Source organism: Tateyamaria sp. LSS28 (assembly GCF_059611725.1).
The window spans coordinates 22187-46655 of sequence record NZ_JCAPFI010000009.1 but is presented as its reverse complement, the minus strand read 5'-3'; the positions used below and the strand labels follow the sequence as shown (position 1 = coordinate 46655).

Annotated in this window: 27 protein-coding genes and 1 tRNA gene; 15 read left to right on the top strand and 13 right to left on the bottom strand. The window is 60.1% G+C overall.

What is annotated here, in order from left to right:
• Positions 1-27: 27 nt before the first annotated feature.
• The 6 genes from AC53L6_RS22095 to AC53L6_RS22070 all read right to left on the bottom strand — a co-directional run bounded on the left by AC53L6_RS22095 (position 28) and on the right by AC53L6_RS22070 (position 5556).
• Positions 28-831, bottom strand: a complete 804-nt coding sequence (locus AC53L6_RS22095) for an MBL fold metallo-hydrolase (protein ID WP_496909398.1) — start codon at positions 829-831, stop codon at positions 28-30.
• Complete coding sequence (locus tag AC53L6_RS22090) at positions 828-1628, bottom strand: TatD family hydrolase (protein WP_496909397.1); 801 nt, start codon at positions 1626-1628, stop codon at positions 828-830. The genes AC53L6_RS22095 and AC53L6_RS22090 overlap by 4 nt, the downstream gene beginning before the upstream one ends.
• Complete coding sequence (locus AC53L6_RS22085) at positions 1625-2743, bottom strand: DNA polymerase III subunit delta' (RefSeq protein ID WP_496909396.1); 1119 nt, start codon at positions 2741-2743, stop codon at positions 1625-1627. The genes AC53L6_RS22090 and AC53L6_RS22085 overlap by 4 nt, the downstream gene beginning before the upstream one ends.
• Before the next feature lie 73 nt (positions 2744-2816).
• Positions 2817-3452 carry a dTMP kinase gene (gene tmk, locus AC53L6_RS22080; RefSeq protein WP_299771960.1) on the bottom strand — a complete coding sequence of 212 codons (636 nt, stop codon included), beginning with the start codon at positions 3450-3452 and terminating at the stop codon, positions 2817-2819.
• On the bottom strand, positions 3449-4615 hold the full coding sequence (locus tag AC53L6_RS22075) for a D-alanyl-D-alanine carboxypeptidase family protein (protein ID WP_496909395.1): 1167 nt from the start codon (positions 4613-4615) through the stop codon (positions 3449-3451). The genes tmk and AC53L6_RS22075 overlap by 4 nt, the downstream gene beginning before the upstream one ends.
• A 17-nt stretch (positions 4616-4632) precedes the next feature.
• Positions 4633-5556 carry an SPOR domain-containing protein gene (locus AC53L6_RS22070; RefSeq protein WP_496909394.1) on the bottom strand — a complete coding sequence of 308 codons (924 nt, stop codon included), beginning with the start codon at positions 5554-5556 and terminating at the stop codon, positions 4633-4635.
• A gap of 214 nt (positions 5557-5770) precedes the next feature.
• On the opposite strand from AC53L6_RS22070, the gene AC53L6_RS22065 reads away from it, so the two are divergent.
• Positions 5771-5860: transfer RNA gene (locus tag AC53L6_RS22065), tRNA-Ser, on the top strand.
• Between the two features lie 145 nt (positions 5861-6005).
• Here the strand turns inward: AC53L6_RS22065 and AC53L6_RS22060 are convergent.
• Positions 6006-6620, bottom strand: coding sequence for a flavodoxin domain-containing protein (locus tag AC53L6_RS22060; protein WP_496909393.1), 615 nt, complete (start codon positions 6618-6620; stop codon positions 6006-6008).
• A gap of 199 nt (positions 6621-6819) precedes the next feature.
• Between AC53L6_RS22060 and AC53L6_RS22055 the strand changes: the two genes are divergently transcribed.
• The 7 genes from AC53L6_RS22055 (at position 6820) to AC53L6_RS22025 (ending at position 13464) form a co-directional block, all read left to right on the top strand.
• Positions 6820-7644: a tryptophan 2,3-dioxygenase gene (locus AC53L6_RS22055; RefSeq protein WP_496909392.1), complete on the top strand. Its 825-nt coding sequence runs from the start codon at positions 6820-6822 to the stop codon at positions 7642-7644.
• A complete protein-coding gene (gene kynU, locus AC53L6_RS22050) occupies positions 7645-8829 on the top strand; it encodes a kynureninase (RefSeq protein WP_496909391.1) in 1185 nt (394 codons plus the stop codon).
• An 84-nt stretch (positions 8830-8913) separates the two neighbouring features.
• On the top strand, positions 8914-10041 hold the full coding sequence (locus tag AC53L6_RS22045) for an ABC transporter substrate-binding protein (protein WP_496909390.1): 1128 nt from the start codon (positions 8914-8916) through the stop codon (positions 10039-10041).
• An 88-nt stretch (positions 10042-10129) separates the two neighbouring features.
• The gene (locus AC53L6_RS22040) at positions 10130-11047 is read left to right on the top strand and encodes a branched-chain amino acid ABC transporter permease (protein WP_496909389.1); all 918 of its coding nucleotides are present in this window, start codon (positions 10130-10132) and stop codon (positions 11045-11047) included.
• Positions 11047-12030 (top strand): branched-chain amino acid ABC transporter permease, encoded by a 984-nt coding sequence (locus AC53L6_RS22035; RefSeq protein ID WP_496909438.1) that lies wholly within the window; start codon positions 11047-11049, stop codon positions 12028-12030. Before AC53L6_RS22040 ends, AC53L6_RS22035 begins: the two co-directional genes overlap by 1 nt.
• Positions 12023-12778 carry an ABC transporter ATP-binding protein gene (locus AC53L6_RS22030; protein ID WP_496909388.1) on the top strand — a complete coding sequence of 252 codons (756 nt, stop codon included), beginning with the start codon at positions 12023-12025 and terminating at the stop codon, positions 12776-12778. The genes AC53L6_RS22035 and AC53L6_RS22030 overlap by 8 nt, the downstream gene beginning before the upstream one ends.
• A complete protein-coding gene (locus AC53L6_RS22025; RefSeq protein WP_496909387.1) occupies positions 12775-13464 on the top strand; it encodes an ABC transporter ATP-binding protein in 690 nt (229 codons plus the stop codon). The genes AC53L6_RS22030 and AC53L6_RS22025 overlap by 4 nt, the downstream gene beginning before the upstream one ends.
• Positions 13465-13472: 8 nt before the next feature.
• On the opposite strand, the gene AC53L6_RS22020 is transcribed toward AC53L6_RS22025, so the two are convergent.
• The 3 genes from AC53L6_RS22020 to AC53L6_RS22010 are packed head-to-tail and all read right to left on the bottom strand — an operon-like array spanning position 13473 to position 15482.
• Positions 13473-14264 (bottom strand): metal ABC transporter permease, encoded by a 792-nt coding sequence (locus tag AC53L6_RS22020; protein WP_496909437.1) that lies wholly within the window; start codon positions 14262-14264, stop codon positions 13473-13475.
• A complete protein-coding gene (locus AC53L6_RS22015) occupies positions 14257-15006 on the bottom strand; it encodes a metal ABC transporter ATP-binding protein (protein ID WP_299209343.1) in 750 nt (249 codons plus the stop codon). The genes AC53L6_RS22020 and AC53L6_RS22015 overlap by 8 nt, the downstream gene beginning before the upstream one ends.
• Positions 14997-15482, bottom strand: coding sequence for a transcriptional repressor (locus AC53L6_RS22010; protein WP_299771982.1), 486 nt, complete (start codon positions 15480-15482; stop codon positions 14997-14999). Before AC53L6_RS22010 ends, AC53L6_RS22015 begins: the two co-directional genes overlap by 10 nt.
• Positions 15483-15584: 102 nt before the next feature.
• Here AC53L6_RS22010 and AC53L6_RS22005 point away from each other — a divergent pair, with 102 nt between their 5' ends.
• Positions 15585-16712, top strand: a complete 1128-nt coding sequence (locus tag AC53L6_RS22005) for a zinc ABC transporter substrate-binding protein (protein ID WP_496909386.1) — start codon at positions 15585-15587, stop codon at positions 16710-16712.
• Between the two features lies 1 nt (position 16713).
• On the opposite strand, the gene AC53L6_RS22000 is transcribed toward AC53L6_RS22005, so the two are convergent.
• Positions 16714-17943: an FAD-binding domain-containing protein gene (locus AC53L6_RS22000; RefSeq protein ID WP_496909385.1), complete on the bottom strand. Its 1230-nt coding sequence runs from the start codon at positions 17941-17943 to the stop codon at positions 16714-16716.
• A 133-nt stretch (positions 17944-18076) separates the two neighbouring features.
• Between AC53L6_RS22000 and AC53L6_RS21995 the strand changes: the two genes are divergently transcribed.
• The 3 genes from AC53L6_RS21995 (at position 18077) to AC53L6_RS21985 (ending at position 20638) form a co-directional block, all read left to right on the top strand.
• Positions 18077-18715, top strand: coding sequence for an ATP-dependent Clp protease proteolytic subunit (locus AC53L6_RS21995; RefSeq protein WP_496909384.1), 639 nt, complete (start codon positions 18077-18079; stop codon positions 18713-18715).
• Between the two features lie 165 nt (positions 18716-18880).
• Positions 18881-20146 (top strand): ATP-dependent Clp protease ATP-binding subunit ClpX, encoded by a 1266-nt coding sequence (gene clpX, locus AC53L6_RS21990; protein ID WP_299209328.1) that lies wholly within the window; start codon positions 18881-18883, stop codon positions 20144-20146.
• Positions 20147-20272: 126 nt separating this feature from the next.
• Positions 20273-20638: a RidA family protein gene (locus AC53L6_RS21985; RefSeq protein WP_299750501.1), complete on the top strand. Its 366-nt coding sequence runs from the start codon at positions 20273-20275 to the stop codon at positions 20636-20638.
• On the opposite strand, the gene AC53L6_RS21980 is transcribed toward AC53L6_RS21985, so the two are convergent.
• Positions 20635-22425: an FkbM family methyltransferase gene (locus tag AC53L6_RS21980; RefSeq protein WP_496909383.1), complete on the bottom strand. Its 1791-nt coding sequence runs from the start codon at positions 22423-22425 to the stop codon at positions 20635-20637. The genes AC53L6_RS21985 and AC53L6_RS21980 overlap by 4 nt on opposite strands.
• Before the next feature lie 166 nt (positions 22426-22591).
• On the opposite strand from AC53L6_RS21980, the gene AC53L6_RS21975 reads away from it, so the two are divergent.
• From AC53L6_RS21975 to AC53L6_RS21965, 3 genes are read left to right on the top strand one after another with little or no spacing between them, the layout of a single operon-like run.
• Positions 22592-22975 (top strand): NADH:ubiquinone oxidoreductase subunit NDUFA12, encoded by a 384-nt coding sequence (locus AC53L6_RS21975; protein WP_496909382.1) that lies wholly within the window; start codon positions 22592-22594, stop codon positions 22973-22975.
• Complete coding sequence (mlaD, locus tag AC53L6_RS21970) at positions 22976-23428, top strand: outer membrane lipid asymmetry maintenance protein MlaD (RefSeq protein ID WP_496909381.1); 453 nt, start codon at positions 22976-22978, stop codon at positions 23426-23428. It begins immediately after the preceding gene.
• On the top strand, positions 23425-23796 hold the full coding sequence (locus tag AC53L6_RS21965; RefSeq protein WP_496909380.1) for a DUF2155 domain-containing protein: 372 nt from the start codon (positions 23425-23427) through the stop codon (positions 23794-23796). The genes mlaD and AC53L6_RS21965 overlap by 4 nt, the downstream gene beginning before the upstream one ends.
• On the opposite strand, the gene aat is transcribed toward AC53L6_RS21965, so the two are convergent.
• Complete coding sequence (gene aat, locus AC53L6_RS21960) at positions 23760-24395, bottom strand: leucyl/phenylalanyl-tRNA--protein transferase (RefSeq protein ID WP_496909436.1); 636 nt, start codon at positions 24393-24395, stop codon at positions 23760-23762. The genes AC53L6_RS21965 and aat overlap by 37 nt on opposite strands.
• Between the last annotated feature and the right edge of the window lie 74 nt (positions 24396-24469).

The window sequence follows — 24469 nt, the reverse complement described above, 5'->3', positions numbered from 1 at the left end:
GGCGGGGATTTTTTGAAACAGGGAAGGTCAGGACACGGGGCGCGTCACCGTCAGCCCGTCATAGGCGGGTTCGATGTGGTGGGGCGTTTCGGACAGGACCGTGTCGTAATCGAGGTCAATATGCATGTTCGTGAGGATGGCGCGGCGGGGTTTGACCCGGTCGATCCATTCAAGCGTGTTCGCGAGGTGGCTGTGTGTCGGGTGCGGGTCGCGGCGCAGCGCGTCGACAATCCAGGTGTCGAGGTCGTCGAGCTGGTCCCATACCGCATCCGGGATCTGTGCCACGTCGGGCAGATAGGCCACGTCGCCGATGCGGAAGCCAAGCGCGTCGATGCTGCCGTGGTTCACCTTGAACGGGGTAAAGGTGATCGGCCCGCCGGCGCCGTCGATCACCGTGTCGCCATTGATCGTGTTGAGTTCGAGGATCGGGGGGTAGGGTGAGCCTTTGGGCTGTACGAAGGCGTATCCGAAGCGGCTGATCAGGTCATGTTGCGTGTCGCCATCCGCCCAGACCTGCAGCCGTTCGCGCATGTTGAAAACGATCATGCGCAGGTCGTCTATCCCGTGGACATGGTCCGCATGGGCGTGGGTGTAGATCACGCCATCGAGCCTGCCGGTGTTGGTGTTCAGCAGTTGGTTGCGCAGGTCAGGGGATGTGTCGACGAGGACGGTTGTGGTGCCTGCATCGCTTTTTCGTTCGACGAGCAGCGAGCAGCGCTGCCTTCTGTTCTTGGGGTTTTCGGGGTCGCAGGCTCCCCAGTGGCCGCCCAGCCGGGGCACGCCGCCGGAGGAGCCGCAGCCCAGGATCGTGAAGGTTATAGTGTCGCTCATGCGGGCACTGTGTAGGCCGCCGCCTTGGAGAACAAGCGGTCGAAGTTCTTTTGTGTTTGCGCGGCGAAGTCGGCGTAGTCGAGGCCCATGGTTTCAGCCCCTTTGCGCGCGGTATGCGCGGTGTAGGCCGGTTCATTGCGCTTGCCGCGGTGGGGTGGCGGCGCGAGGTATGGGGCGTCTGTTTCCACCAGGATGCGGTCCATCGGCGCTTCGGCAAAGATGTCCCGCAGCTCTTGCGATTTGGGGAAGGCCGTGATGCCGGACATGCTGAGATAAAAGCCCAGATCGAGTGCTGCGTGGGCCAGTGTCTTCGATGATGAAAAGCAGTGCATGACGCAGGTATAGGCGCCTTGCCTGTATTCCTCGGTCAGGATTTGGGCCATGTCGTCATCCGCTGCGCGGGCGTGGATGATCAGGGGTAGGCCGGTTTGCCGTGCGGCATCGATATGGACGCGCAGGGAGGTTTTCTGGATGTCGGCGGATTCAGATGTGTAGTGATAGTCGAGGCCAGATTCACCGATGCCGACGAATTTGGGGTGGTCTGCCAGCGCGATCAGCTGATCTGTGGTGGCCAGCGGCTCGTCCGCTGCGCTCATCGGGTGGGTGCCTGCCGCGTAGAAGACCGGCGCATGTGCTTCGGCAATGGCGCGCACCTGCGGTTCAAGCCGCAGCTTGGTGCAGATCGTGACCATGCGGGTGACGCCCGCGTCGGCGGCGTTCTGGATGATCTGGGGCAGCTGTCCGTCGAAATCAGGGAAGTCGAGGTGGCAGTGGCTGTCGGTGATTTCTGGCGTCATCGGGCAGGGGCCGTGTCGGTAAGCTTGAACAGCGTATCTAGGACGAGCGCGGCAGGGTCAAGGTTGACCGCCCGACCATGGCGTGCGCGGGCGAGAGCCTGTTGCGCGGTGTCGGCCCAGGCGCGGGCTTGGGCCGCGTTCGGGGCCAGCCGGGTGAGGATCGCCGCCTCGTCCGGGGCGGCCTCGACCTGCGGGGGCTGGCCGAGGGCGCCGGTGCGGGCGAGGCGGCCAAGGGCCACGTCGATCAGTGTGTAGAGCAGGTCGAGCTTTTCTTCGGCCCCACGGCCTGCCGCGGCTTCGGCAAGGGCCAGCGCGCGGGCGCGGTCGAGATTTGGAAGGGTGCCCAGCAGGTGGATGACTTCGCGGTAGAGCTTGAGCCCGTCGAGCAGGGACAGGCGCAGCGCGTCGCCCACCGATCCGGCGCTGAGTTCGGCAAGTGCGGCGGCATCAGCGCCCGGGTCAATGCCCGCTTGCGCCATCGCCTGTTCCATCTGGGTGGAGCTGAGCGTGCCGAGCCTGAGTGTACGGCAGCGCGACCGGATTGTCGGCAAAAGGCGGCTGGGTTGGTGGCAGATCAGCAGGAGCGTGGTGCGGGCTGGCGGCTCTTCCAGCATCTTCAGGAGCGCGTTGGCTGCGTTCACGTTCATGTCGTCAGCGGCGTCGATGATGACCACCCGGCGTCCGCCATCGGTCGAGGACAGTTGGAAGAACGAGCCGAGTGCGCGGATATCGTCGATGGTGATCTGGTCGCGCAGCCGCTTGGTCTTTTCGTTTTCGGTCCGGTGTACGGATTTGAGGCCCGGGTCTGCGCCTGCCGCGATGCGGTGTGCGACAGGGTGATCAGGAGAGACGTCGAGCGTTGCGGGCACGGGGGCGCCGAACATGTCGTCGGGGTCCGGGTCGGGTGTGGCGAGCAGAAAGCGGGCGATGCGCCATGCCAGTGTGGCCTTGCCCACGCCGCGCGGGCCGGTGAGCAGCCACGCATGGTGCAGGCGGCCGGTGTTGAACGCGTCCAGGAATGCCTGTTGTGCCGCGTCCTGGCCAATCAGCGTCTGCGTCTCGCGCGGGTGCGGTGCGCCGGGAACGCGGGTTGGGTCTTGGGTCTCGTCAGCCATGGGATTGCTCTAGCATCGGAGCGGGGAGGGGGGCCAGCCCCCCGGCGCATCCGCGCCGTCCCCCGTCGTGTTTTCAGTCAGAAGAAGCCAGATAGGTCATGGTCGTGGCATGCACGTCGGTGGCCACGTTGTTGATGGCGCGCGCGCCATCAATGGTGCGGAAGCGATCCGAAAACTCGGTGGCGAGGGCGAGAAAGCCAGCGCGCATTTTCTTTTGCAGGTCGGCGCCGAAATCCTCGAACCGTTCCTCTACTCCCTGACGCCCCTTTGCGCGGGCCAGCCCCTGTGCGGGGTCCATGTCGATCAGGATGGTCAGGTCGGGTTCGCGCGCAATCATCAGGTCGTGCAGCACATCGACTTTTGAGCGCAGATCGCCCCGGCTGAGGCCTTGATACATGCGTGTGCTGTCGGCAAAGCGGTCGCAGATGACGATCTGACCGGCGTCGATCGCAGGTTGGATCAACCGTTCCATGTGGTCCCGGCGGGCTGCCGTGAACAGCAAAAGCTCGGTTTCGGCGGACCAGCGGTCGGGGTCCCCTTGCAGGACAAGCGCGCGGATTTCCTCTGCCCCTGGGCTGCCGCCGGGTTCGCGTGTCAGAACAACATCGTGGCCTTCGTCTCGCAAACGATCCGCCAGCATCCGCGCTTGCGTGGATTTGCCGGAACCATCAATGCCTTCGAAGGTGATAAAGTGCCCTTTGGACGTCACACGTCACCTTCGGCTGTGTTGCCTGAATTCATCCGTTCAATCAGCGACAGGGCTGCGGTAGAAAGCTTGGCCAGGAAGCCGCCATGGGCGATGTCGGCTTCGGCCACCAAGGGAATACGTACTTCGGGCAAACCTTCGGGTTGGATGACCAGCTCGGCCAGTTCTGTCCCTTCGGAAATGGGGGCCTGGATCGGGCCGGTATAGACCACTTCAGCATCCACGGTTTTGCCAGCAAGAATGGGCAGGAGGATGGTCACGTCCTCTTGCGGGACAAGCCCGACTTCGGGTTCAGCCCCTTCCCAGACCCGTGCGGTGGCAACGCGGGACTCGCTTTCGACGACGGTGCGTTCGGCAAATTGACGGAAGGCCCAGTTTACGATGGCTTCGGATTCCTGGGCCCGTCCTGCGGCCGTATCGAGGCCCGAGATCACGAACACAACGCGGCGGTCCCCTTGCTTGGCCGAGCCGGTGAGGCCGTAGCCAGCCTCTTGCGTATGGCCGGTTTTCAGGCCGTCCGCGCCGATGCCAAGCGTGAGCAGTGGGTTCCGGTTGTACCGGTTCGAGCTTTCTTCTTCGTCAAACAGGAACTCGGTTTCCGAAAACATAGGGTAGTATTCGGGATAGTCCGCAATCAGACGCTGCGACAGAAGGCCCAGGTCCCGCATGGACATAAGGTGGCCTGCGGCAGGCCAGCCGCTTGAATTGGCGAAGGTCGAGTTCGTCATCCCCATCTCTTGCGCGCGGCGGGTCATCAGGCGGGCAAAGCCCGCTTCGGTCCCGTCCGGGCTGAGGGCTTCGGCGATCACGACGCAGGCATCATTGCCCGACAGGACGATGATGCCGCGGATCAAATCCTCGACCGTGACCCGTTCGCCCTGTTTCAAAAACAGGGTTGAGCCGCCAAAGCTGTTGGCATGTGCCGACACGACCAATTCGTCCGTCATGGACATTTGCCCACGTTCGATCGCCTCGAATGCCATATAGAGCGTCATCAGCTTGGACATGGACGCAGGCGGCAGCGGATCATCCGCGTTCTTGTTCAGCAGCACCGTGCCGGTCGTATGATCGATGACATAGGCCGCTGACGCTCGCGTCTCAAACGCGGTGACAGGCAGCGCGGTGGTTGCAATCAAAAGGGCGGCGGCAGCAAGAGGGCGGATCACGGGGGGTATGCTCCTGGTCAGTTGGTGACGGCGTATGCGTCCGTGAACCCTTCGTCCTTGATCTTGGTCAGCAGCTGGCTGCGTTCCGAGGATGTGCCGGCGGGGCCAACAACAACGCGCCAGAACGATTTGCCGTCGCGCTCAAAGGTTTTCACGGTGGGGATGACCCCTGCATTGCGCATTTGCGTGGCGGTCCGGTCGGCATTGGCCTGAACCGAGAAGATGCCGATCTGGATGAGCGGCTTGTCCAGTTTGGAAGCGGTGGGCCGCGTTGTTGCAGCCGCAGGGATCGCGGTGGGTGTCGGAGCGGGCTGGATGCCCTGCGCGGCTGTGGGCGCCGCAGCAGGTGTGACTTCGGCCTGGGCAGGCGCATCAAGGACAGCAGCCGCACTTTCGATTGGGTCGAGGGTCGTTTCGGTGATATCCGCAGGGGCCGCCACGGTGGCTTCGGCTTCGGTCAATTCGGGTTCTACTGCAACTTCTTCCTTGCGCAGGGCTGTCACGTTCAGCTGTGAGGGGGCACCGGCCAGCATGCTCAGCGCTTCGGCCGCGTCCGAGCTGATCTGCAGGCGCGGGCCGGGAATATCGCGTTCCCGGCGGAACAGTGCGCCGACGACAAACTTGTCGTTTTCGGTGTTGCGGATGATGACGCGCTCAGGCTCGGTCACGTCCGGGTGTGCGACCCAGACACCGCCCAGTGACGGGCGTCCGTCCCACAGGCCGGCCTCAGTTGCAGAGAAGACGTCGGGCGCTTCCACGTCCCGTTCGACGGTCTTGATCGACGTGGCGTCCTGTGCCGTGCCCTCGACCGAGGTGTTGGAGCGTTTGAACGCGTCCATCGCCACAAACTGACCGCTTTCGTCGCATCCGGCCAACAGGCCAATGGCGAGGAGGAGGGCGGTGCTGCTGCGAAATGTGAAACGGGAAGAATATCTGCTCATGGACCAAGTCCTTGCCTGCTGTTGCCTGTATGCCCATTTTTGGGCTCTATTGGTGTCGCGTCCGACACAGCGATTTGCCCCACTATGGCAGGGTTCTGACGCAACCATAGCCTGATCCGCCCGATCTGAAAAGCATGTGATTCGTTTGTCGGCGATTTTTCCCTTGGATGTGGGGTTTGCCGAATCACGTGTGCCCGCATAAAGCGGGTCCACCGGAGGTTTGGCAGAGTGGTCGAATGCGGCGGTCTTGAAAACCGTTGGGCGTGAGAGCGTCCCGTGGGTTCGAATCCCACAGCCTCCGCCACTGGTCCCACTGCAAGAGTTCAGACGCGTTTGCCGCTTGCGTCAGTGACTGACCGAGAGGGCCTGTGGCGCGATGGGCACCAATGACCCGTTTGAAGCCAAGGCAGCCACAAGCCTTGAAAAGTGTTGTTTTGGACTGCTGCGGACTAGGTTGCGGTTTCGTCGTGTAGGCCGGCTGCATCGTTCAACAAAAAGTCGGCAACGCATGAACCGAGTTCGTCCCAGTCCGTGAACTCGTAATCACGTGCCGAGGGATCGAACGTCTGATCCGACAAAACAACGTGGTGCAAGACCTGCGACGCGTAAAAGTCGTAGCTGTCCGAGCGAATGGCTCCGGCCACCAAAAGTTCACGGGTGGTGGTGAGACCGGTGCGAAGCTTCATTTCATCCACGTAGTCCTGCGCTTCTTCCCGACCGTCCGGGAATGCGGCTTTCAAGCTAATAGACAAAAGCAGTGTTGGTCGTTTGGCCAGATCCTGGCGACTGCTCGCGACGAAGATCTCAAACGGCTTTGGATGGCGTCTCTCATGGACTGATGCCGCAAGTATGACCTTGTCGACGCCATCAAACGCCAACCCTTCGGTCCTTTCGTCCGTATCAAACAGGACCGTTTCCTGTCCGGCTTTGCGAAGCCGTTCGTCCACAAATTGCGCGATTTTGCGCGTTTGTCCTTCGACAGTTCCAAATGCGATCAAAATGGTCATGGCTTTACCTCTCGTTGGAGATACTAGGCCACTCGACGCCACGTTGACTTGTCCCATGTCAAATAGGGCGGGCTTTATCAGCGCGAGTGCCTTTGGGCTGTGAATACTGGGTGGTTGGACTTCAACGGCGTGGCTGCTGATGGGGCCGGATGTTGAAAACCGGTTGCATCACATCGGTCGCGTTCGGGGCTTTCCGTCATGTGCTGCTATGGACATCGCCGCGTGCCTGAACATTATCGTGCGGGGGAGACACGCAATGACCGGCAATGACGAACACCATGGTGCCAAGCTCGATTTCAAAGGCGACATGTCTTACGGCGATTATCTTGAGCTGGATGCGCTGCTGACTGCCCAGCATCCGCGTTCGGACGCCCATGACGAGATGCTGTTCATCATCCAGCACCAGACATCCGAGCTGTGGATGCGGTTGGCCATCCATGAGTTGAACTCGGCCCGGGACGCAATTGCGGGCGGTGAACTGGCCCCGGCCTTCAAGATGCTGACGCGGGTGGCGCGCATATTTGAGCAACTCAATGGGGCGTGGGACGTGCTGCGCACCATGACTCCCAGTGAATACACGACTTTTCGACCCAGCCTTGGCAATTCATCGGGCTTTCAGTCGCATCAGTATCGGTTGATCGAGTACGTGTTAGGCAACCGGCAGCTTGCCGTGTCCAAGGTGCATGAACATCGGCCCGAGGCGTTCGCCATCTTGTCCGCGGAGTTGGCGCGCCCGAGCCTGTATCAGGTGGCATTGGCCCGATTGGGCAGTCATTTTGACGCGACCGATCTGGCGGGGGAGGCGCACACCGGGCCGTGGGCTGCGAGCGATCTCGTGCAGGATTTGTGGCGAAAAGTTTATGAAGATCCAGCAACCCATTGGGAGCTTTATGAACTTGCTGAGAAGCTGGTGGATCTTGAGGACTATTTCCGTCGCTGGCGATTCAACCATGTCACCACGGTCGAGCGCATTATCGGTTTCAAGCGGGGCACTGGCGGAACCGCCGGGGTCAGCTATTTGCGCAAGATGCTGGACGTTGTTCTGTTTCCTGAGCTTTGGAATGTGAGAGGGGCCCTGTAGATGGTTCTGAGAAAAGAGTTTTTCGATCTGCCTGAGGGTGTCATCTATCTTGATGGCAACTCTCTTGGCCCGCTGCCGCGGAATGCCAAGGCGCGCGTGGCCGAGATGATGCAGGATGAATGGGGCGCGCAGCTGATCAAGGGGTGGAACAGTGCCGGTTGGATGGCACAACCGAGCCGGGTCGGAGATATGGTGGGTCGGTTGATCGGTGCGCCCGCAGGCTCGGTCGTGATGGGCGATACGCTGTCGATCAAGGTTTATCAGGCACTGGCTGCCGCTCTTAAGATGCGGCCGGATCGCAAGGTTATTCTGAGTGATTCCGGTAACTTCCCTACCGATCTTTACATGGCGCAAGGCCTGATCCAGATGCTGGATGGTGGGTACGAGCTGCGCGTGGTCGAGCCCGAGGCGGTTGCGGAAGCTATTGACGACACTATTGCGGCGGTGATGCTGACACACGTCGATTATCGTACAGGTCGGGTACATGACATGGGGGCCATTACCGAACTGGCGCACAGTTCGGGGGCCGTGATGATCTGGGATCTGGCGCACAGCGCGGGTGCGCTGCCCGTTGATCTGGCTGCCTGTGCTTGCGAATTCGCGGTGGGCTGTACCTACAAGTATCTGAACGGTGGGCCGGGCGCGCCTGCATTTATCTATGTGCGGCCTGACTTGGCTGACAGCGTTGATCCGGCGCTGGCCGGGTGGCTGGGGCATGACGCGCCCTTTGCTTTCGACCTCGATTATCGCCCGGCGCCGGGTATCGAGCGGATGCGGGTCGGCACACCGCCGGTGATCCAATTGACCGCGTTGGAGGCGGCCCTGGAGGTGTGGGAAGGCATCGACATGCAGGATTTACGCGTCGCATCAGTGGCTTTGCAGGAGGTGTTCATTCGCGAGGTTGAGGCGCGCGTGCCCGAGCTGACTCTTGCCAGCCCGCGCGATGCAGCGCAGCGCGGCAGCCAGGTATCGTTCGGCTTCGAGAATGGCTATGCGGCGATGCAGGCACTGATTGCGCGGGGCGTGATCGGGGATTTCCGCGCGCCGGACATCATGCGGTTCGGCTTCACTCCGCTGTATCTGGATGAGGCAGATGTTTTGGCGGCTGTGGACCACATCGAAACCGTCATGAGAGACCGGTTGTGGGACGATCCGACCTTTATGACCCGCCAAAGGGTGACCTAGGGCTTGACAGAACGGGTGCGTATAAGCGCCTGATAGTTGCGAAAGACGGGCCGTCAGAGCCCGGCAAACAAGGGAGAGATTTCAATGACATTCAAACAGCTTCTGGCTGCGACCTGCGTCGCGGCCCTGGGTGCGGGCGCGCAAGCCGATGGGGTGAAGGTTGGCATGATCACAACGCTTTCGGGCGGTGGCGCGGGCCTTGGCATCGACGTACGCGACGGGTTCCTGCTGGCAGTGAAGGGCAATGACGACATCGAGCTGGTGATCGAGGATGACCAACGCAAACCGGACATTGCGGTGCAACTGGCTGACAAGATGATCCAGTCCGAAAAGGTCGACGTGATGACCGGGATCATCTGGTCGAACCTGGCCATGGCGGTGGTGCCTGCCGCGACGGCGCAGGGCAAGTTCTACCTGTCGCCCAACGCTGGCCCGTCCGCATTGGCGGGCAAGGGATGCCACCAGAACTATTTCAATGTCAGCTGGCAGAACGACGCGTTCTCCGAAGCCGCGGGCACGGCGCTGAGTGGTGAGGCAGGCAAAGTGTTCCTGATGGCCCCGAATTATCCTGCGGGGCAGGACATCATGGCCGGTTTCAAGCGCACCTTCCAAGGCGAGATTGCGGCCGAGGTCTATACCAAGCTGGGTCAGACCGACTATGCCGCCGAGATTGCGCAGATGCGGGCGAGCGATGCCGACCAGATCTATTTCTTCCTGCCGGGAGGCATGGGGATTTCGTTCATGAAGCAGTATGCGGGATCGGGCGTGGACAAGCCCGTGTCCGGCCCTGCCTTCAGCTTTGATCAGGGCATTCTGGGCGCCATTGGCGATGCCGCCGTGGGGGCCAAGAACACGGCGCACTGGTCCAAGGATCTGGATGTCCCCGGCAACGCCGAGTTTGTTGCGGCATTCGAGGCAGAGTATGGCCGTCTGCCGTCGATCTACGCGGCGCAGGGCTTTGATACCGGTCTGTTGCTGGCCTCGGCTGCGGCCAAGGCAGATGTGGATGATGCCGATGCCTTCCGTGCTTCGTTGAAAGAGGCGGATTTTCAGTCTGTGCGCGGCAAATTCTCGTTCGGGGCAAACAACCACCCCGTACAGGACATCTACATGCGCGAAGTGATCAAGGAAGGTGATCTGGTCACCAACCGGATCGTCGGCACGGCTGCGACGGATCACAGCGATCCTTATGCGGTGGATTGCAAGCTTTGATCTGATTGGCCTCGGTTATACCCGAGGCCATACCTTCCATAAAAATGAGAGGCTTGCGAGGCAAAGGTGATCTCGCAAGACGGGGCGAATGACGACGCTTCTGTTGATCGAGCAGGTGCTGAACGGGCTGCAATCGGGGATCATGCTGTTCCTGATGGCGGCTGGTTTGACTCTGATTTTTGGCGTCATGGGACTGATCAATCTGGCGCACGGCTCGCTGTACATGATCGGGGCCTTTGCGGCGGCTGCGGTTGCTGGGGCCACCGGGTCCTTTGTGCTGGCCTTGGGCGCAAGCCTGATTGCAGCTGCTGCGGCGGGGGCGATCATTGAAATCGGAGTGATCCGCCGCCTCTATGATCGCGATCATCTGGATCAGGTATTGGCCACCTTTGCGCTGATCCTGATCTTGTCCGAAGGGACACGTTGGGCGTTTGGGTCCTTTCCGCTCTATCTGGACGTACCTGCGGCACTGGCGGGGCCGGTTACATTGCCCGGCGGGATTCAATACCCCGCATACCGATTGCTGATCATCGGTGTCGGACTGGCGATTGCGGTAGGGTTATTCCTGTTGATCGCACGGACCCGCATCGGCATCCAAATCCGCGCGGGTGAGAGTGATCGTGAGATGATCGCGGCCCTTGGTGTCGATATTTCAAAGCTTTACACGTTGATCTTCGCTTTGGGCGCGGCGCTGGCTGGGCTGGCCGGAGCCTTGGTTGGAGCGATTCAATCGGTACAGGTCGGCATGGGGGAGCCTGTCCTGATCCTTGCCTTTGTCGTGATCGTCATTGGTGGCATCGGGTCGATCAAGGGCGCATTGGTTGGCGCGCTTCTGGTCGGTTTGACCGATACGTTGGGCGGCGTTCTGTTGCCCCTTGCACTGAGTGGCGTGATGAACGCGTCCGCTGCAACCTCTGTCGGGTCGGCGTTGGCGTCGATGTCGATTTACATCCTGATGGCGTTGGTTCTGATCTTTCGCCCAACTGGCCTGTACGGGACGGCATGATGCAGCGCGAGGCGGTTCTGAACACCCTTGTCTTTCTGGCGCTGCCTGCGGTCGCTGTCATTGCGCTTGTGTTGGACGAGCCGTTTACGATCACGCTTGCGACGCGTGCGGCGATCCTTGCCCTTGCGGCTGTGGGTCTGAACCTTGCCCTTGGTCTGGGCGGGCTGGTGAGCCTTGGACACGCGGTGTTCTTCGGGCTGGGCGGCTATGCCATGGGCATTCTGGCGAGCCACGCGCAAAGCTATGCGCCGCTGGACCTTGGATTGTTCGTGATTGAGGGCACCAAGTCCATGCCGGTGATCTGGCTGACGGCTGTTTTTGTCAGTGCGTTGGCGGCGTTGCTGATTGGTTTGCTGGCGCTGCGCACGGCGGGTGTTTACTTTATCATGATCACGCTCGCCTTCGGGCAGATGTTTTACTACTTCACTATTTCATGGCCCGCTTATGGGGGCGAGGACGGGTTGAGCATCTATGTGCGCAACAGCTTTCCCGGTCTCAATACGCTTGATCCCATCCAGTTCTTTGGCCTCGTGTTCGCGGTTCTGGCCGTTGTGCTGTTCATCATGGGGCGCATCGAACGGTCCCCTTTTGGTCTGGCACTTGGCACCGCGCGGCAGAATGCGGCGCGGGTTGAGACCGTGGGCCTCAGCCCGTTCCACCTGCGCCTTGTGGCCTTTGTCATCTCGGGTGCCGTCACGGGCCTCGCAGGGGCGCTGTTTGCAGACCTCAACCGTTTTGTGTCGCCAACCATGTTCAGCTGGCAGATGTCGGGCGAGTTCATTGTCTTCATTGTGCTGGGAGGTATTGGCCGCCTGTTTGGGCCGGTGGTGGGGGCATGCCTGTTTGTGCTGCTGGAGCATCTGCTGAGCGGTGTCAGTGAGTTCTGGTTGATCTATCTTGGCGCGATCCTGTTATTTGTGGTGCTCTTTGCACGGGGCGGCGTCATTGGCGCCTTGGCTGGGCGAGGGGGGCTGCATGGCTGATCCACTTCTGGATATTCAGGCGGTGTCCAAATCCTTTGGCGCGCTGCGTGCGACGGATGATGTATCGTTGACCCTTTTGCCGGGAGAGATTCACGCGCTGATCGGGCCAAATGGCGCAGGCAAGTCCACCTTGATCCAGCAGGTTGCTGGTGGCCTTGTCCCTGACGCGGGCCGCATCCTGTTTGATGGGCGTGACATGACCGTCCTTGGCACGGCAGAGCGCGCCCGCGCGGGTCTTGGTCGCACCTTTCAGATCAGTGCGCTCGCCATGGAGAACACGGTGTTGCAGAACACTGTTCTGGGTGCCGTTGGAGCGTCGCGCAGCGTCTGGCGCTTTGTGCGGTCGGTGATGCGGGATGGCAATGCGCGCGCGCAGGCCGAGGCAGCGCTGGAGCGTGTTGGCCTGTCCGACGTGGCACACATGCGCGTGGGGGAGTTGAGCCACGGGCAGCGCCGCCTGCTTGAAGTGGCTGTCGCGCTGACGCTGCGCCCCAGGGTGTTCCTGATGGATGAACCGATGGCGGGGCTGGGGTCGGAGGGATCCGCACGCATGACGGGGTTCCTGGATGGTTTGCGCAGTGAAGCGCCCATTCTGCTGGTTGAGCACGACATGGACGCGGTCTTTGCTCTCGCGGATCGTATTTCGGTGTTGGTGTCCGGCAAGGTGATCGCAACCGGAACACCGGCTGACATCCGCAGCAACGCGGACGTGCGCACCGCCTATCTGGGCGAGGAACACGTGCCATGAGCCTGTTGCGTCTGGAGGGGATCGAAGCGGCCTATGGCGCGGCGCAAGCGCTGTTTGGCGTTGATCTGGCCGTGGAGGAGGGCGAGGTGCTGGCTCTCATGGGCCGCAACGGCATGGGCAAGTCCACGACGATCCGGGTGATCTGTCGGATGATGAAGCAATCACGAGGTTCCGTGCAATTTGATGGGCGGGACATGGCCCGCATTCCATCGCATTTGGCCGCGCGTGCCGGGTTGGGGCTGGTGCCTGAAGGGCGGCGCGTGTTTGCCCGACTGACGGTCCGTGAGAACCTGATCGCTGCGGCCCGTCCGGGGGCATGGGATCTGCGCAAGGTGACGGGTCTGTTTCCCCGGTTGGCGGAACGGTCAGGCCAAATAGCGGGGCATTTGTCGGGTGGAGAGCAGCAGATGCTGGCCATCGGTCGCGCGCTGATGACCAATCCGCGCCTGATGCTTCTGGACGAAGCGACCGAAGGGCTGGCCCCGGTTGTGCGTCAAGAGATCTGGGCGGCGCTGGATGCCGTGCGCCTGGACGCCGGGCTTTCGCTGCTGGTGGTGGACAAGTCGCTGGCCGAATTGGGCCGGATTGCGGATCATGCTGTGATCCTAGAACGTGGCCGCTCGGTCTGGCACGGGGCGATGGCCGACGTGTCCGGCGACGTTGCAAACACCTATCTGGGTGTTTGATCGTTGCGTCACCGAAGGGTGCGTGCGCCAAACAAGGTCGTGATGATGAACAGCCCGGCTGCGACGCAGACGATTGTTGGTCCGGTCGGGGTATCGAACTGGTAGGCCGCGCCCAAACCACCAAGCGCCGACAAGCTGCCGATACCCGCTGTCAGCAGTGCCATAACCTCGGGCGTGCGCGCGAGAGGGCGTGCTACGGCGGGAGGAATGACCAGAAGGGCGCCGATCAGAAGCGCTCCGACCACCTTGATTGCCACTGCGACGGTCACGGCAAGGGCAACCGTCAGGACCAGTTGTTCGGTCTTGGCCGAGATTCCGCTGGCTTGTGCGAGATCTGGATTCAGCGTGGCTGTGAGCAGTTTTTGCCAGCGCCACAGGATCAGGCCGACCACGGCGGCGGCGCCGGTCCAGATTAGAGCCAGGTCGGTCTTCGACACGGCAAGGATGTCGCCGAACAGGTAGCTCATCAGGTCCACCCGTACGCCCGACAACAGGGATACGGCGACGAGGCCGACCGCCAGCGCTGCATGTGCCATCACGCCCAGCAGCGTGTCTTCGGCCAATCCGCGGCCCGACAGGGATTGCACCAGCGTCGCCATGATGAGGGCCGTTGCCAGCACGCCGATCATGATCGGCCCCTGGAAGGCGAGGGACAATGCGACACCCAACAGGGCAGCATGGGCCGTTGCATCGCCGAAATATGCCATGCGGCGCCACACGACAAAGCAACCAAGAGGGGCGGCGGCGAGGGCCGTGCCCACACCGGCAAGACCCGCGCGCACAAGGAAATCGTCAAGCATCTTCGTGGTCGTGCCCGTGGTCTTGGTCGTGATGATGATGGTGGTGATCGTGCTGGTGACGATAAAGGGCAAAGGCCCCTTGCGTCCCGGTTCCGAACAGGGCGCGATACTCCGGTGCGTCCTGCACAACGTCCGGCGTGCCCTGACAGCACACGTGGCCGTTCAGGCAAAGTACCCGGTCGGAAGCGGCCATGACCACGTGCAGATCGTGGCTGACCATCAGCACTGCGCAACCTAACTGGTCACGCACATCTGCGATCTGGCGATAAAATGCAGCGGCCCCGGGTTGATCGAGGCCTTGGGTGGCCTCATCCAGGATTAATATGTCAGGTTCCATTAGAAGGGCCCGTGCCAGCAAAACACGCTGGAACTGCCCGCCGGACAGGTCGCGCATCTGACGTTTGGCCAGATCGGGCACGCCCGCCTCTTGCAAGGCGCGCGCCATGGCGTCGTCCGAATGTCTGTGTGGCAGGCATAGGAAACGCGAGACGGTCAGCGGAAGAAACCCGTCCATTTGAAGGCTCTGCGGCACGTAGCCGACGCGCAGGCCGCGGACCTGATCCACTCGGCCTTTGATGGGGCGGATCGCACCGATCAGCCCTTTGACCAGTGTGGATTTGCCCGATCCGTTGGGGCCGACCAATGTGACGATCTCTCCCCGGTCGATGTGAAAATCGACATCGCGGAGCACTGGCGTGGTGCCATGCCCCAGGGTCAGCCCATCGGCGGTCATCAGGCGCATGGGGCGTCCTCCACACAGGCGGGGCAGATGCCCATGGCCTCGATCACTGTCTTTTCAATCTGGAACCCGGTTGCGGCGGCAGCCTGTCCCAGACGGCCCTTGTCGGCGGCGGTATCGGCCTCGGCCACGGTCTTGCAGCGGGTACAGACGAGAAACGCGGGTGCGTGATCCTCGCCCAGATGCGCGCAGGCGATATAGGCGTTCAGCCCTTCGATCTTGTGGGCAAAACCGGCGCCGGTCAGAAAGTCCAATGCGCGATAGGCGACGGGGGGCGCCGTTCCCAACCCTTCTTTCGACAGCATAGCCAGTAAGTCATAGGCGCCGAGTGCCCGGTGTTCGGCCAGCAGGATTTCCAATGTGCGCTTTCGGACAGGCGTGAACTTGAGATTGTGGGCAACACAATGCGCCTCGGCCCGTTCAAGGGTCGAGCTGATGCAACTTGCATGGTCGTGTTTGTGAAAACCAAGGGTGGGCATGGGGCCTCGGGGCTGCGCCGTCAGATTTGGGGGTTGATATGTTATACCATGACGTATAGCAACCCTGATTGAATGTTATAACATATCAACCTAGGGACAATGATGCGCACTCTTCTTCCGACAACTTTGGCCGTTCTGCTTGGCACAACAGCACTGGCCGATGCGCCCCGCGTGGCGGTGGACATTGCACCCGTGCACAGCATCGTAGCGGCTGTCATGGACGGAGTTGGCACGCCTGATCTGATCGTGCCCACTGGGGCCTCGCCGCACGACCACAGCCTGCGACCCTCTGAGGCGCGTGCGCTGGATGAAGCGGAATTGATTGTGTGGGTTGGGCATGGCCTTACGCCTTGGTTGGAAGGGCCGTTGGACAGCCTTGGTGAGGGGGCTGAAAAGATCGAACTGCTGAAACTGCCTGCAACCCGGCTCATGGAATTGCGGGAAGGTGCGACCTTCGCTGCGCATGATCACGGGCATGGTGAAGAAGAGCATGATGATCATGATCATGAAGATCACGACGATGATAATCACGACGATCATGGTGATGAGCACGCCAGCCACGATGAGCACGCAGATCACGATGAGCACGCAGATCACGATGAACATGCCCACGACGACCACGCGCATGAAGATGAGCATGCGCACGATGAACACAAGCACGATGATCATGAAGAGGCATCGCATGACGAAGCAGGCCATGATGGTCACGGCCATGCACATGCTGACGGTGTGGACCCGCATGCTTGGCTCGATCCGCAAAACGCAGTGATCTGGGCGGCCGCGATTGCCGAAGAGCTTGGGCATCTCGACCCCGACAATGCGCAGGCTTACGCAAATAACGCCGCAGCTTTCGGAAGCGAAATCAAAGCGCTGACCGCAGAACTTGAACAAGAGTTGCAACCTGTTTCTGACAAACCGTTCATCGTGTTCCACGACGCCTATCAGTACTTTGAAGCGCGCTTTGGGGTCGCTGCAGTTGGGGCGGTTTCTGCTTCGGATGCCGAGGACCCAAGCCCCCGGCGCCTTGCCGAGCTGGGCGAAGAGATCAAGGCGCTCGACGCTGTCTGCGCGTTGACTGAGCCACAATTCAATCCGGGCATCATCAACGCGCTGGGCGATGTGCGCGTGGGCGAGATCGACCCCATCGGTGTGTCGGTTGAACCTGGTCCCGACCTTTATGCAACCCTGATCCGCAACATGGCGACGTCACTGGCAGCCTGCCTGAAATAGATCATTCTGCCGCTCGCACCCCTCGAAGATCCCCCAGCAATTGGGGGATCTTGTCCTTGAATCGAAAGAACCCGTGGATCGCATGAGGCCAGGCAGAACTATCATATGCGCGCCGCACCGTGCGTAGGGGCGGCGTGTCCTCCGTCGCAGTCAATCGGGACAGAATATCTGCAGTCGGTCCTACCGGCGCGTATGCCGTCACGATCTGATCCAAACCAGCGTCCTTTGCCCAAGAAGCGAGCGCAACCGCCGTAGGCGCGGGGTGCGAAACAGCACCAAGACGCGCGTCAAAACGATTTGCAGTATCTTGTGCAGCACTGTGCGCAAACGCGGTGACATGATCCGCTACCGACAATGGGGACAGGCCGGACCGCGTGGAAATGACAGCTGTCGCAACCGGCGCGATGCCAGCATCCAGAATAAAGCCCGGGCTCAGATCGTCGTCATGGAGGATCAGGCCGGTTCGTGCTGTCGAGGTTGGTAGATCGTCATCAGACAGGGGCATGATGTCAGGTTTGGGTGGTCCGGAGAGGGCAGGTGCTTCGCCAGCCAATTGCCATTTCGGGGCAAAACGACCTTCGGTATATTTTGAGATGTTCGAGGTGCGGGCCAGATATGTCTTGCCGGGCGTCTGGATACCCGCCACCCACCGCCAGCTGAGCGTGTTGGCCGCCGGATCACCATCAAGCAGATGCCGGAGAAAGAAGTCGGCACCCAATTCCCATGGCAAACGCAGGGTGAATATCCAGATGGATGCGAACCACATCCGTGCGTGATTGTGCAGATATCCTGTTTCAGCAAGCTCTTGTGCCCAGGTATTGAAGCAATCGATGTCCGTTTCACCTTTGCATGCGGCTTCCCACCTGTCGCGTAAGCCGGCCTGCGTCTGCACGTTGTCGAGCGCCCCTTTGAGAGCCGTCTTGTACTGTGTCCAAACGGCGGGCCGCAGCTCCAGCCACCCTTTCCAATAGCTGCGCCAGTACACTTCCTGAATGAACTTTTCCGCGGATTTTGCGCTGTGGCGGGCCAGTGTCGCTTCCAACACGTCCGCCTCGGTCACAAGGCGCGCACGGATGTAGGGCGACAGGGTCGACACAGCGTCGTGCCCATTGCGGCCCAGATCATAGTTTCGGCGCGCTGCATAATCACGTCCTGCGTGGGGCAGGAACCTGTTCAAGCGCTCAAGTGCCGCGGTGCGTGTCGGGGGGAATCGTGTCAGAGCCTCGGTCATGCAAGCCCAGCTAGGCGGCAGTGCGACAGCTTCAAGCGTCCGCGTGCCCTTGCAGCCCCCGAACGCCGATACTAAGACTCGGGTAACTTCTCTGCGGGTATGGTCTCGCGGAAGTCTGACGAGGCAGAATACTATGCGCGATCCCATCGACCAATATGCACATTTCACCAACAACCTGGTGCCCATGGTGGTTGAACAGACCAGCCGGGGCGAGCGGGCCTATGACATCTTTTCGCGCCTCCTGAAGGAGCGGATCGTATTCATCAACGGTCCGATCCACAGCGGCATGAGCCATCTCATCGTGGCCCAGCTGTTGCACCTTGAAGCGGAAAACCCGTCCAAGGAAATCAGCATGTACATCAACTCGCCCGGCGGCGAGGTGACGGCCGGTTTTTCGATCTATGACACGATGCAATACATCAAGCCGAAGGTATCGACACTGATCTGTGGCATGGCGGCGTCCATGGGGTCGGCCATTGCCATCGGTGGCGAGCCGGGCATGCGCTTTGCTCTGCCAAATTCGGAAGTGATGGTGCACCAGCCATCGGGCGGATCGCAGGGCATGGCGGCTGATATCCTGATCTCGGCCCGCCACATCGAACGCACTCGCGAGCGTATGTACCAGATGTATGTGAAGCATTCCGGTCAGGACTATGAAACGGTGCAGCAGGCGCTGGACCGTGATACATGGATGACACCGGAAGAAGCCAAGGATTGGGGCCACATCGACGAGATCGTCGAAGAGCGGGCCAAGTCTGGTGGTGACGAGTAATTGATCAACTGATCGCGCACCTCACGGGGTGCGTGATTTGGCCGCGAGGTCAGGTAAAAAGACGATTGTGGACCCCGCGGGCCTGTCCTAAGCTGACGGTCAACGCGGGGCGCGCCGGAGATTTCCGGCACCTGGATTGGCGGCATCTGCCGGGAAGGACGCGACATGGCCACGAACTCGGGCGGCGACAGCAAGAATACCCTCTACTGCAGCTTCTGCGGCAAGAGCCAGCATGAGGTCCGCAAGCTGATTGCGGGACCAACAGTTTTCATTTGCGACGAATGTGTCGAACTTTGCATGGATATCATTCGGGAAGAGACGAAGGCTTCGGGTCTGAAGTCCACCGATGGCGTACCCACGCCCAAGGACATCTGCGAAGTTCTCGACGACTACGTGATTGGTCAGGCCATGGCCAAGCGCGTGTTGTCGGTGGCCGTGCACAACCACTACAAACGCCTGAATCACGCTCAGAAGGGCGGTGATATCGAACTGGCGAAATCCAACATCCTGCTGATCGGTCCCACTGGCTGCGGCAAGACCTTGTTGGCCCAGACTCTTGCGCGCATTCTGGACGTACCGTTCACAATGGCAGACGCAACCACGCTGACCGAGGCTGGATATGTGGGTGAGGATGTCGAGAACATCATTCTCAAGCTGCTGCAGTCATCTGAATATAACGTCGAACGCGCGCAGCGCGGCATCGTCTATATCGACGAGGTCGACAAAATCACGCGCAAGTCCGAAAACCCTTCGATCACCCGCGACGTGTCGGGCGAAGGTGTGCAGCAGGCGCTTCTGAAATTGATGGAAGGCACCGTGGCTTCGGTCCCGCCGCAAGGTGGGCGCAAACACCCGCAGCAGGAGTTCCTGCAGGTCGATACCACGAACATCCTGTTCATCTGCGGTGGCGCGTTTGCGGGCCTTGACAAGATCATCGCGCAGCGCGGCAAGGGCTCGGCCATGGGCTTTGGGGCTGACGTGCGCGGCAATGATGAACGCGGCGTGGGTGAAATCTTTACCGATCTTGAACCCGAAGACTTGCTGAAATTCGGCCTGATCCCGGAATTCGTCGGTCGTTTGCCTGTTCTGGCCACGCTCGAAGATTTGGACGAGGACGCGCTTGTCACTATCCTGACGCAACCCAAGAACGCGCTGGTCAAGCAATACCAGCGGCTGTTCGAGCTGGAAGACACGACGCTGACTTTCACCGAAGATGCGTTGAGCGCGATTGCCAAACGTGCAATCGAACGCAAGACAGGTGCGCGGGGACTGCGTTCGATCCTTGAAGACATTTTGCTCGATACCATGTTTGAATTGCCGGGCCTTGAGTCCGTCACGGAAGTTGTTGTGAATGAGGAAGCGGCAATGTCCGACGCGGCGCCCCTCATGATCCATGCCGAGGCAGAGAAAGAACCAGCTTCAGCAAGCTGATTTTTACATGGCGAGACAAAGAGTAAGGCGGGTTTCAAACCCGCCTTTTTTTGAACGTCGTTCGGAGACACTCGACTGAAACGGTAAGGCGCACTTGTGCGTGCGCCATTGAAGGGGAGCGCAATGATGATTTCACGTATTCATTCTGGCGGTGCGTTTGAACCAAAGATCGGGTATTGCCGCGCAGTTGTTGCCGGCGGATGGATTCATGTTGCAGGCACGGTGGGGCCGGGTGACTCCGTGACTGAGCAGTGCAAGAACGCGCTGGACATAATACACACTGCTTTGACCGAGGCCGGTGCGGATTGGAAAGACGTTGTACGCGTGACTTACATGCTGCCGGACCGACATGAGTTCGAACCATGTTGGCCCATCTTGAAAGACACCTTTGGTGCGCATCCCCCTGCGACCACAATGATTGAATGCGGTTTGATCGATCCAAAATACAGGATCGAAATTGAAGTCACCGCGTTGGCACCAAATCAGAGCTAAGCTACGCTCTTGAAACGCTTGTTCAAAGCGGCTTGAACGTCATCGGGATCAAGCTCGGGCCACGGCGTGCCCGAGGTGATAAAGCCGGCCTCGACGAGAGCTGTCTGGATTTGCCCCATCTCCGGTTCTCCCATGGCCAAACGTCCGCGCGGTGTGTCAGGACGTTCCCATATGGACTTCAGGTGGGAGATGACCAACGCCTTGTTGCCCGAGAAAGCTTCAATATGCCGCGTGATCATACCTGTTGCGCTGGATTTCCGACGCGCGATCACGGCAACCCGTTGGTCTGTCACACCGCAGAACGCCGTCAAATGCAATGCGGAACCTTCGCAGGCAATCACCTGTTTTGCGGCCTTGTAGCGGGCAATCTGGTCGCGGACCGAGTGATATTGCGGATGGAAAATCTCGTATCCTTGGGCGCTTAGATGCTCTTCAATCTGCTTTTCGCCAAGCAAACCACCCTTTTCGAGAGACAGCTTTGACCGCGAGATATAGAGTTTTTCACCGCCGTCCGGAGCAATGTCCTTGGCAAAGTTGTTTTCGTGGTACCGTCGAAACGATGGTGTACCCGTGACAATGGCCCCCAGACCAAAACCCTGGCCCGGGACGATTAATTGCTCCACACGCCGCGGTTTGCCAAGCACCTTGATCGGGAAGTTGACGCCCATGGCGGCGAACATATCACTCTGAAATGACTTCAGTGAAAGCGGACTGTCGGGGCGTCTGGGTGTAAACAATATCCCGTCGATATCGCCCTGAACGGCATCCAGCGCCCATAAGCGACCAAGCGATTCAGCCACGAAATGGGCGAAGTTGCGATACAGCACACCCCCCCAGATCCAACGCCCGGCCAAGGGCTTGGGCGTGTCGTTCAGAGGACCGAACGGCAAGGTCGTGCGACCTCGATTTCTCCAATGGGCGGCCATCGGAACATCATGGCCTTGCGCCGTCTGCACGCCGGACAAGCTGATGAACCCACTTGTCTCACTCGGTTTGACTATCGCATTTTCGCAGGTCTGCATCCGCTCCGACCAGCCTCCGGCGGGGTCGGGCCAGCTGGCATCGGGGTGTGACCAAACCTCATCCCGGGTGCAGGTCCAGACAAAGCGTGTCGAAAGCTCTTCGTTCTTCGTGAACTTCGACTTCCGAAGGATGGCCTTGCACTCGCGTGTGCCGGCTTTGCCATATGCGTCGGGGTGGAATTCCAGCACGATGGCACGAATACCGCGCAGGTTCGCATGCCGCAGCAACTCCAACTCTCCCCCTTCGATGTCTATGATCAATACGTCTGGACGAAAGCTCTTGATGATTGTGTCGTATGAAACCGTTTCGACTTCGACCGGCGTCGTGCGGCGGCGCTCATTCTGAATCAGAGACGACCCAAGGAAGGACGTCCGCAAATGAAAGGTGACATGATCCGGCTGATCTGCCCCGACCGTGACAACCTGGTGGCGGACCTCCATCATCTCCTCGAGCCCGTTCATGCGGTGCAACGCCCTGATGTGTGGGATCAGGTTCGGATTTGCCTCAAAGGAAAGAACCGCATCCGGCTGCGCGTTCTTGGCTATAACCGCCCCCACGACGCCCAGACCTGCACCCAGCTCCAACACACGATCACCGGGCTGGACGACATCCAATGCTCCCTTGATTTCCTCACCCTCGTACCGCCCTTCATTCATCCGGCGGATGCGGGTCTCATTCAGGAACGGGGATGTAGGTACATTCACGCCGAAACATGTGGCCGCGATTTCTGAAGGTATTTCACTCGCGTTTATGTCGTCCCGCATAACATGCCCCTGGTTACGAACTGTTAACATTCAGATACACGTTGAAGTAGCGGTTTCCCACTCAAATGTAAGCGAGATTTTAGGTGCCCAAAACCTGCGGCGCCGGTGCCACTGGACCTCTGTGCGGTATTGCGGCATAGACTCGTCCAAACGTCGGAGGCGAAACATGGGCATTCTCAATACGCTGTTGCGCGCGGTGACTTGGTGGAACGGCCAAACGCTCAACACACAGTTTTTTACGGCCCGGAAGGGCGTGAAAGTCGGTGAAGACAGTCAGGGCAACGTCTTTTACAAAACACAGGACGATAGCCGTCGCTGGGTGATCTACAATGGTGAGGCCGAGGCAAGCCGCGTTGACCCCGAATGGCACGGCTGGCTGCACCGCACATGGGATGAGCCGCCCACCGACAAACCACTCAAGCGCAAGGACTGGGAAAAACCGCATCAACCGAACCTGACAGGTACGGCATTGGCCTATGCCCCGGCAGGTTCAATTCGGCGTACTGAGCCTGCTGACCGTTCCGACTACGAAGCGTGGACTCCCGAGTAAATGGCTGAGAATACGACCGAGGTTCTGGTTGGTGGTGTTGTGCTGGCAGCGGCCATTGGGTTTGCTGTCTATGGTGCGCAGGTTGCCGGTCTTGGCAGCAACAATGGATCCGCCTATCCACTAACCGCCAGTTTCCGCAGTCTTGAAGGCGTGAATGTCGGCACCGATGTGCGTCTTGCTGGCGTTAAGGTGGGGACCGTCACGGATGTTGCCCTGAACCCCGAAACATATCGTGCCGACACGGTTGTATCCCTGCGCGCCGACACGCAGATCCCGGATGACAGTGCCATAATCATTAGCTCCGAAGGGTTGCTGGGCGGAAACTTCGTTGAAATCATGCCGGGCGGGTCACCCTTTTTCTTCGAAGCCGGTGATGAAATCATAGACACCCAAGGGTCAGTGAGCCTGATTTCATTGCTGCTCAAATTCGTCTCCGGGGGTGAGGGCGAATGATCCGGCGCGCCGCACAGGTTGCGGCGCTGACGGTTGTGGTGCTCGGCACCGGGATCGCAGCGCAGGAAGAAACGGAGGCCGCTCAGGGTGCCGTCTTGCGCGGTCTGGACAAATTCAGCGGTCAGGTCGTCGACATTCAGATGCTGGCCGGCCGTACGGTTCAATTTGAGCGGCTCAGCATCACCCTGACCGAATGCCGGTATCCTGCAGGTAATCCATCTGGCAACGCCTATGCCGGTTTGCAAATCACGGAAGCTGGGCGCGATGGAGTGGTCTTTTCTGGCTGGATGATTGCGTCGGCTCCAGCGTTAAATGCGATGGAGCATGCACGCTACGACGTCTGGGTCATGCGCTGCACAACGTCATAGAGCGTGCCAACGGGTGCTGAATTAAACTCTGCATCATGTACACCAAGCGCCCGTTCAAGGCGGGCATGATAGGTGGCGCGTGTGATTTCGATTGCACCCAGGCTGGCCAGATGGGTTGTCAAAAACTGGGTGTCGAACAGCACAAACCCTGTGCGGCGCAGGTGGTCGACTGCGGCGGCGAGGGCCATCTTGGAGGCGTTCGTGCGACGCGAAAACATGCTTTCCCCAAAGAAGGCGCCCTTCAGGACAACGCCATACACCCCGCCGACCAAAAGCGAACCGTCCCAGATCTCAATCGAATGGGCCTGATTTCGATTGTACAATGCTTTGTAAAGATCTCTGATCTCCGGGTTGATCCACGTGTCGATCCGGTCCGCGCACCCATCCACCACGCCTTCGAAATCGGTATCAAGGCGCAATATCCAGTCGCTTCGACGCATCGCACGAGCCAGCGAGCGTGACATGTGAAACCCATCCAGCGGCAGCACCCCGCGCATCCGCGGATCAACCCAGAACACTTCCGGGTCATCTCGCGACTCTGCCATGGGAAAAATGCCCGAGGCATAGCCCTGCAACAACAGGTTGGGGGTTAGTCGAATGTCGTCTTTCATATGCGGGTCCGCTGGGAATGACCCCAGACTAGCCCTTGCACCGGATGAAAAAAAGGAATCGC

Excerpts from the sequence above, each read along its gene's own strand:
- AC53L6_RS22095 (WP_496909398.1), bottom strand. The coding sequence starts at position 831 with ATGAGCGACACTATAACCTTCACGATCCTGGGCTGCGGCTCCTCCGGC.
- AC53L6_RS22090 (WP_496909397.1), bottom strand. The coding sequence starts at position 1,628 with ATGACGCCAGAAATCACCGACAGCCACTGCCACCTCGACTTCCCTGAT.
- AC53L6_RS22085 (WP_496909396.1), bottom strand. The coding sequence starts at position 2,743 with ATGGCTGACGAGACCCAAGACCCAACCCGCGTTCCCGGCGCACCGCAC.
- AC53L6_RS22070 (WP_496909394.1), bottom strand. The coding sequence starts at position 5,556 with ATGAGCAGATATTCTTCCCGTTTCACATTTCGCAGCAGCACCGCCCTC.
- AC53L6_RS22060 (WP_496909393.1), bottom strand. The coding sequence starts at position 6,620 with ATGGGACAAGTCAACGTGGCGTCGAGTGGCCTAGTATCTCCAACGAGA.
- AC53L6_RS22055 (WP_496909392.1), top strand. The coding sequence starts at position 6,820 with ATGACCGGCAATGACGAACACCATGGTGCCAAGCTCGATTTCAAAGGC.
- kynU (WP_496909391.1), top strand. The coding sequence starts at position 7,645 with ATGGTTCTGAGAAAAGAGTTTTTCGATCTGCCTGAGGGTGTCATCTAT.
- AC53L6_RS22045 (WP_496909390.1), top strand. The coding sequence starts at position 8,914 with ATGACATTCAAACAGCTTCTGGCTGCGACCTGCGTCGCGGCCCTGGGT.
- AC53L6_RS22040 (WP_496909389.1), top strand. The coding sequence starts at position 10,130 with ATGACGACGCTTCTGTTGATCGAGCAGGTGCTGAACGGGCTGCAATCG.
- AC53L6_RS22035 (WP_496909438.1), top strand. The coding sequence starts at position 11,047 with ATGCAGCGCGAGGCGGTTCTGAACACCCTTGTCTTTCTGGCGCTGCCT.
- AC53L6_RS22030 (WP_496909388.1), top strand. The coding sequence starts at position 12,023 with ATGGCTGATCCACTTCTGGATATTCAGGCGGTGTCCAAATCCTTTGGC.
- AC53L6_RS22025 (WP_496909387.1), top strand. The coding sequence starts at position 12,775 with ATGAGCCTGTTGCGTCTGGAGGGGATCGAAGCGGCCTATGGCGCGGCG.
- AC53L6_RS22020 (WP_496909437.1), bottom strand. The coding sequence starts at position 14,264 with ATGCTTGACGATTTCCTTGTGCGCGCGGGTCTTGCCGGTGTGGGCACG.
- AC53L6_RS22015 (WP_299209343.1), bottom strand. The coding sequence starts at position 15,006 with ATGCGCCTGATGACCGCCGATGGGCTGACCCTGGGGCATGGCACCACG.
- AC53L6_RS22010 (WP_299771982.1), bottom strand. The coding sequence starts at position 15,482 with ATGCCCACCCTTGGTTTTCACAAACACGACCATGCAAGTTGCATCAGC.
- AC53L6_RS22005 (WP_496909386.1), top strand. The coding sequence starts at position 15,585 with ATGCGCACTCTTCTTCCGACAACTTTGGCCGTTCTGCTTGGCACAACA.
- AC53L6_RS22000 (WP_496909385.1), bottom strand. The coding sequence starts at position 17,943 with ATGACCGAGGCTCTGACACGATTCCCCCCGACACGCACCGCGGCACTT.
- AC53L6_RS21995 (WP_496909384.1), top strand. The coding sequence starts at position 18,077 with ATGCGCGATCCCATCGACCAATATGCACATTTCACCAACAACCTGGTG.
- clpX (WP_299209328.1), top strand. The coding sequence starts at position 18,881 with ATGGCCACGAACTCGGGCGGCGACAGCAAGAATACCCTCTACTGCAGC.
- AC53L6_RS21985 (WP_299750501.1), top strand. The coding sequence starts at position 20,273 with ATGATTTCACGTATTCATTCTGGCGGTGCGTTTGAACCAAAGATCGGG.
- AC53L6_RS21980 (WP_496909383.1), bottom strand. The coding sequence starts at position 22,425 with ATGCGGGACGACATAAACGCGAGTGAAATACCTTCAGAAATCGCGGCC.
- AC53L6_RS21975 (WP_496909382.1), top strand. The coding sequence starts at position 22,592 with ATGGGCATTCTCAATACGCTGTTGCGCGCGGTGACTTGGTGGAACGGC.
- mlaD (WP_496909381.1), top strand. The coding sequence starts at position 22,976 with ATGGCTGAGAATACGACCGAGGTTCTGGTTGGTGGTGTTGTGCTGGCA.
- AC53L6_RS21965 (WP_496909380.1), top strand. The coding sequence starts at position 23,425 with ATGATCCGGCGCGCCGCACAGGTTGCGGCGCTGACGGTTGTGGTGCTC.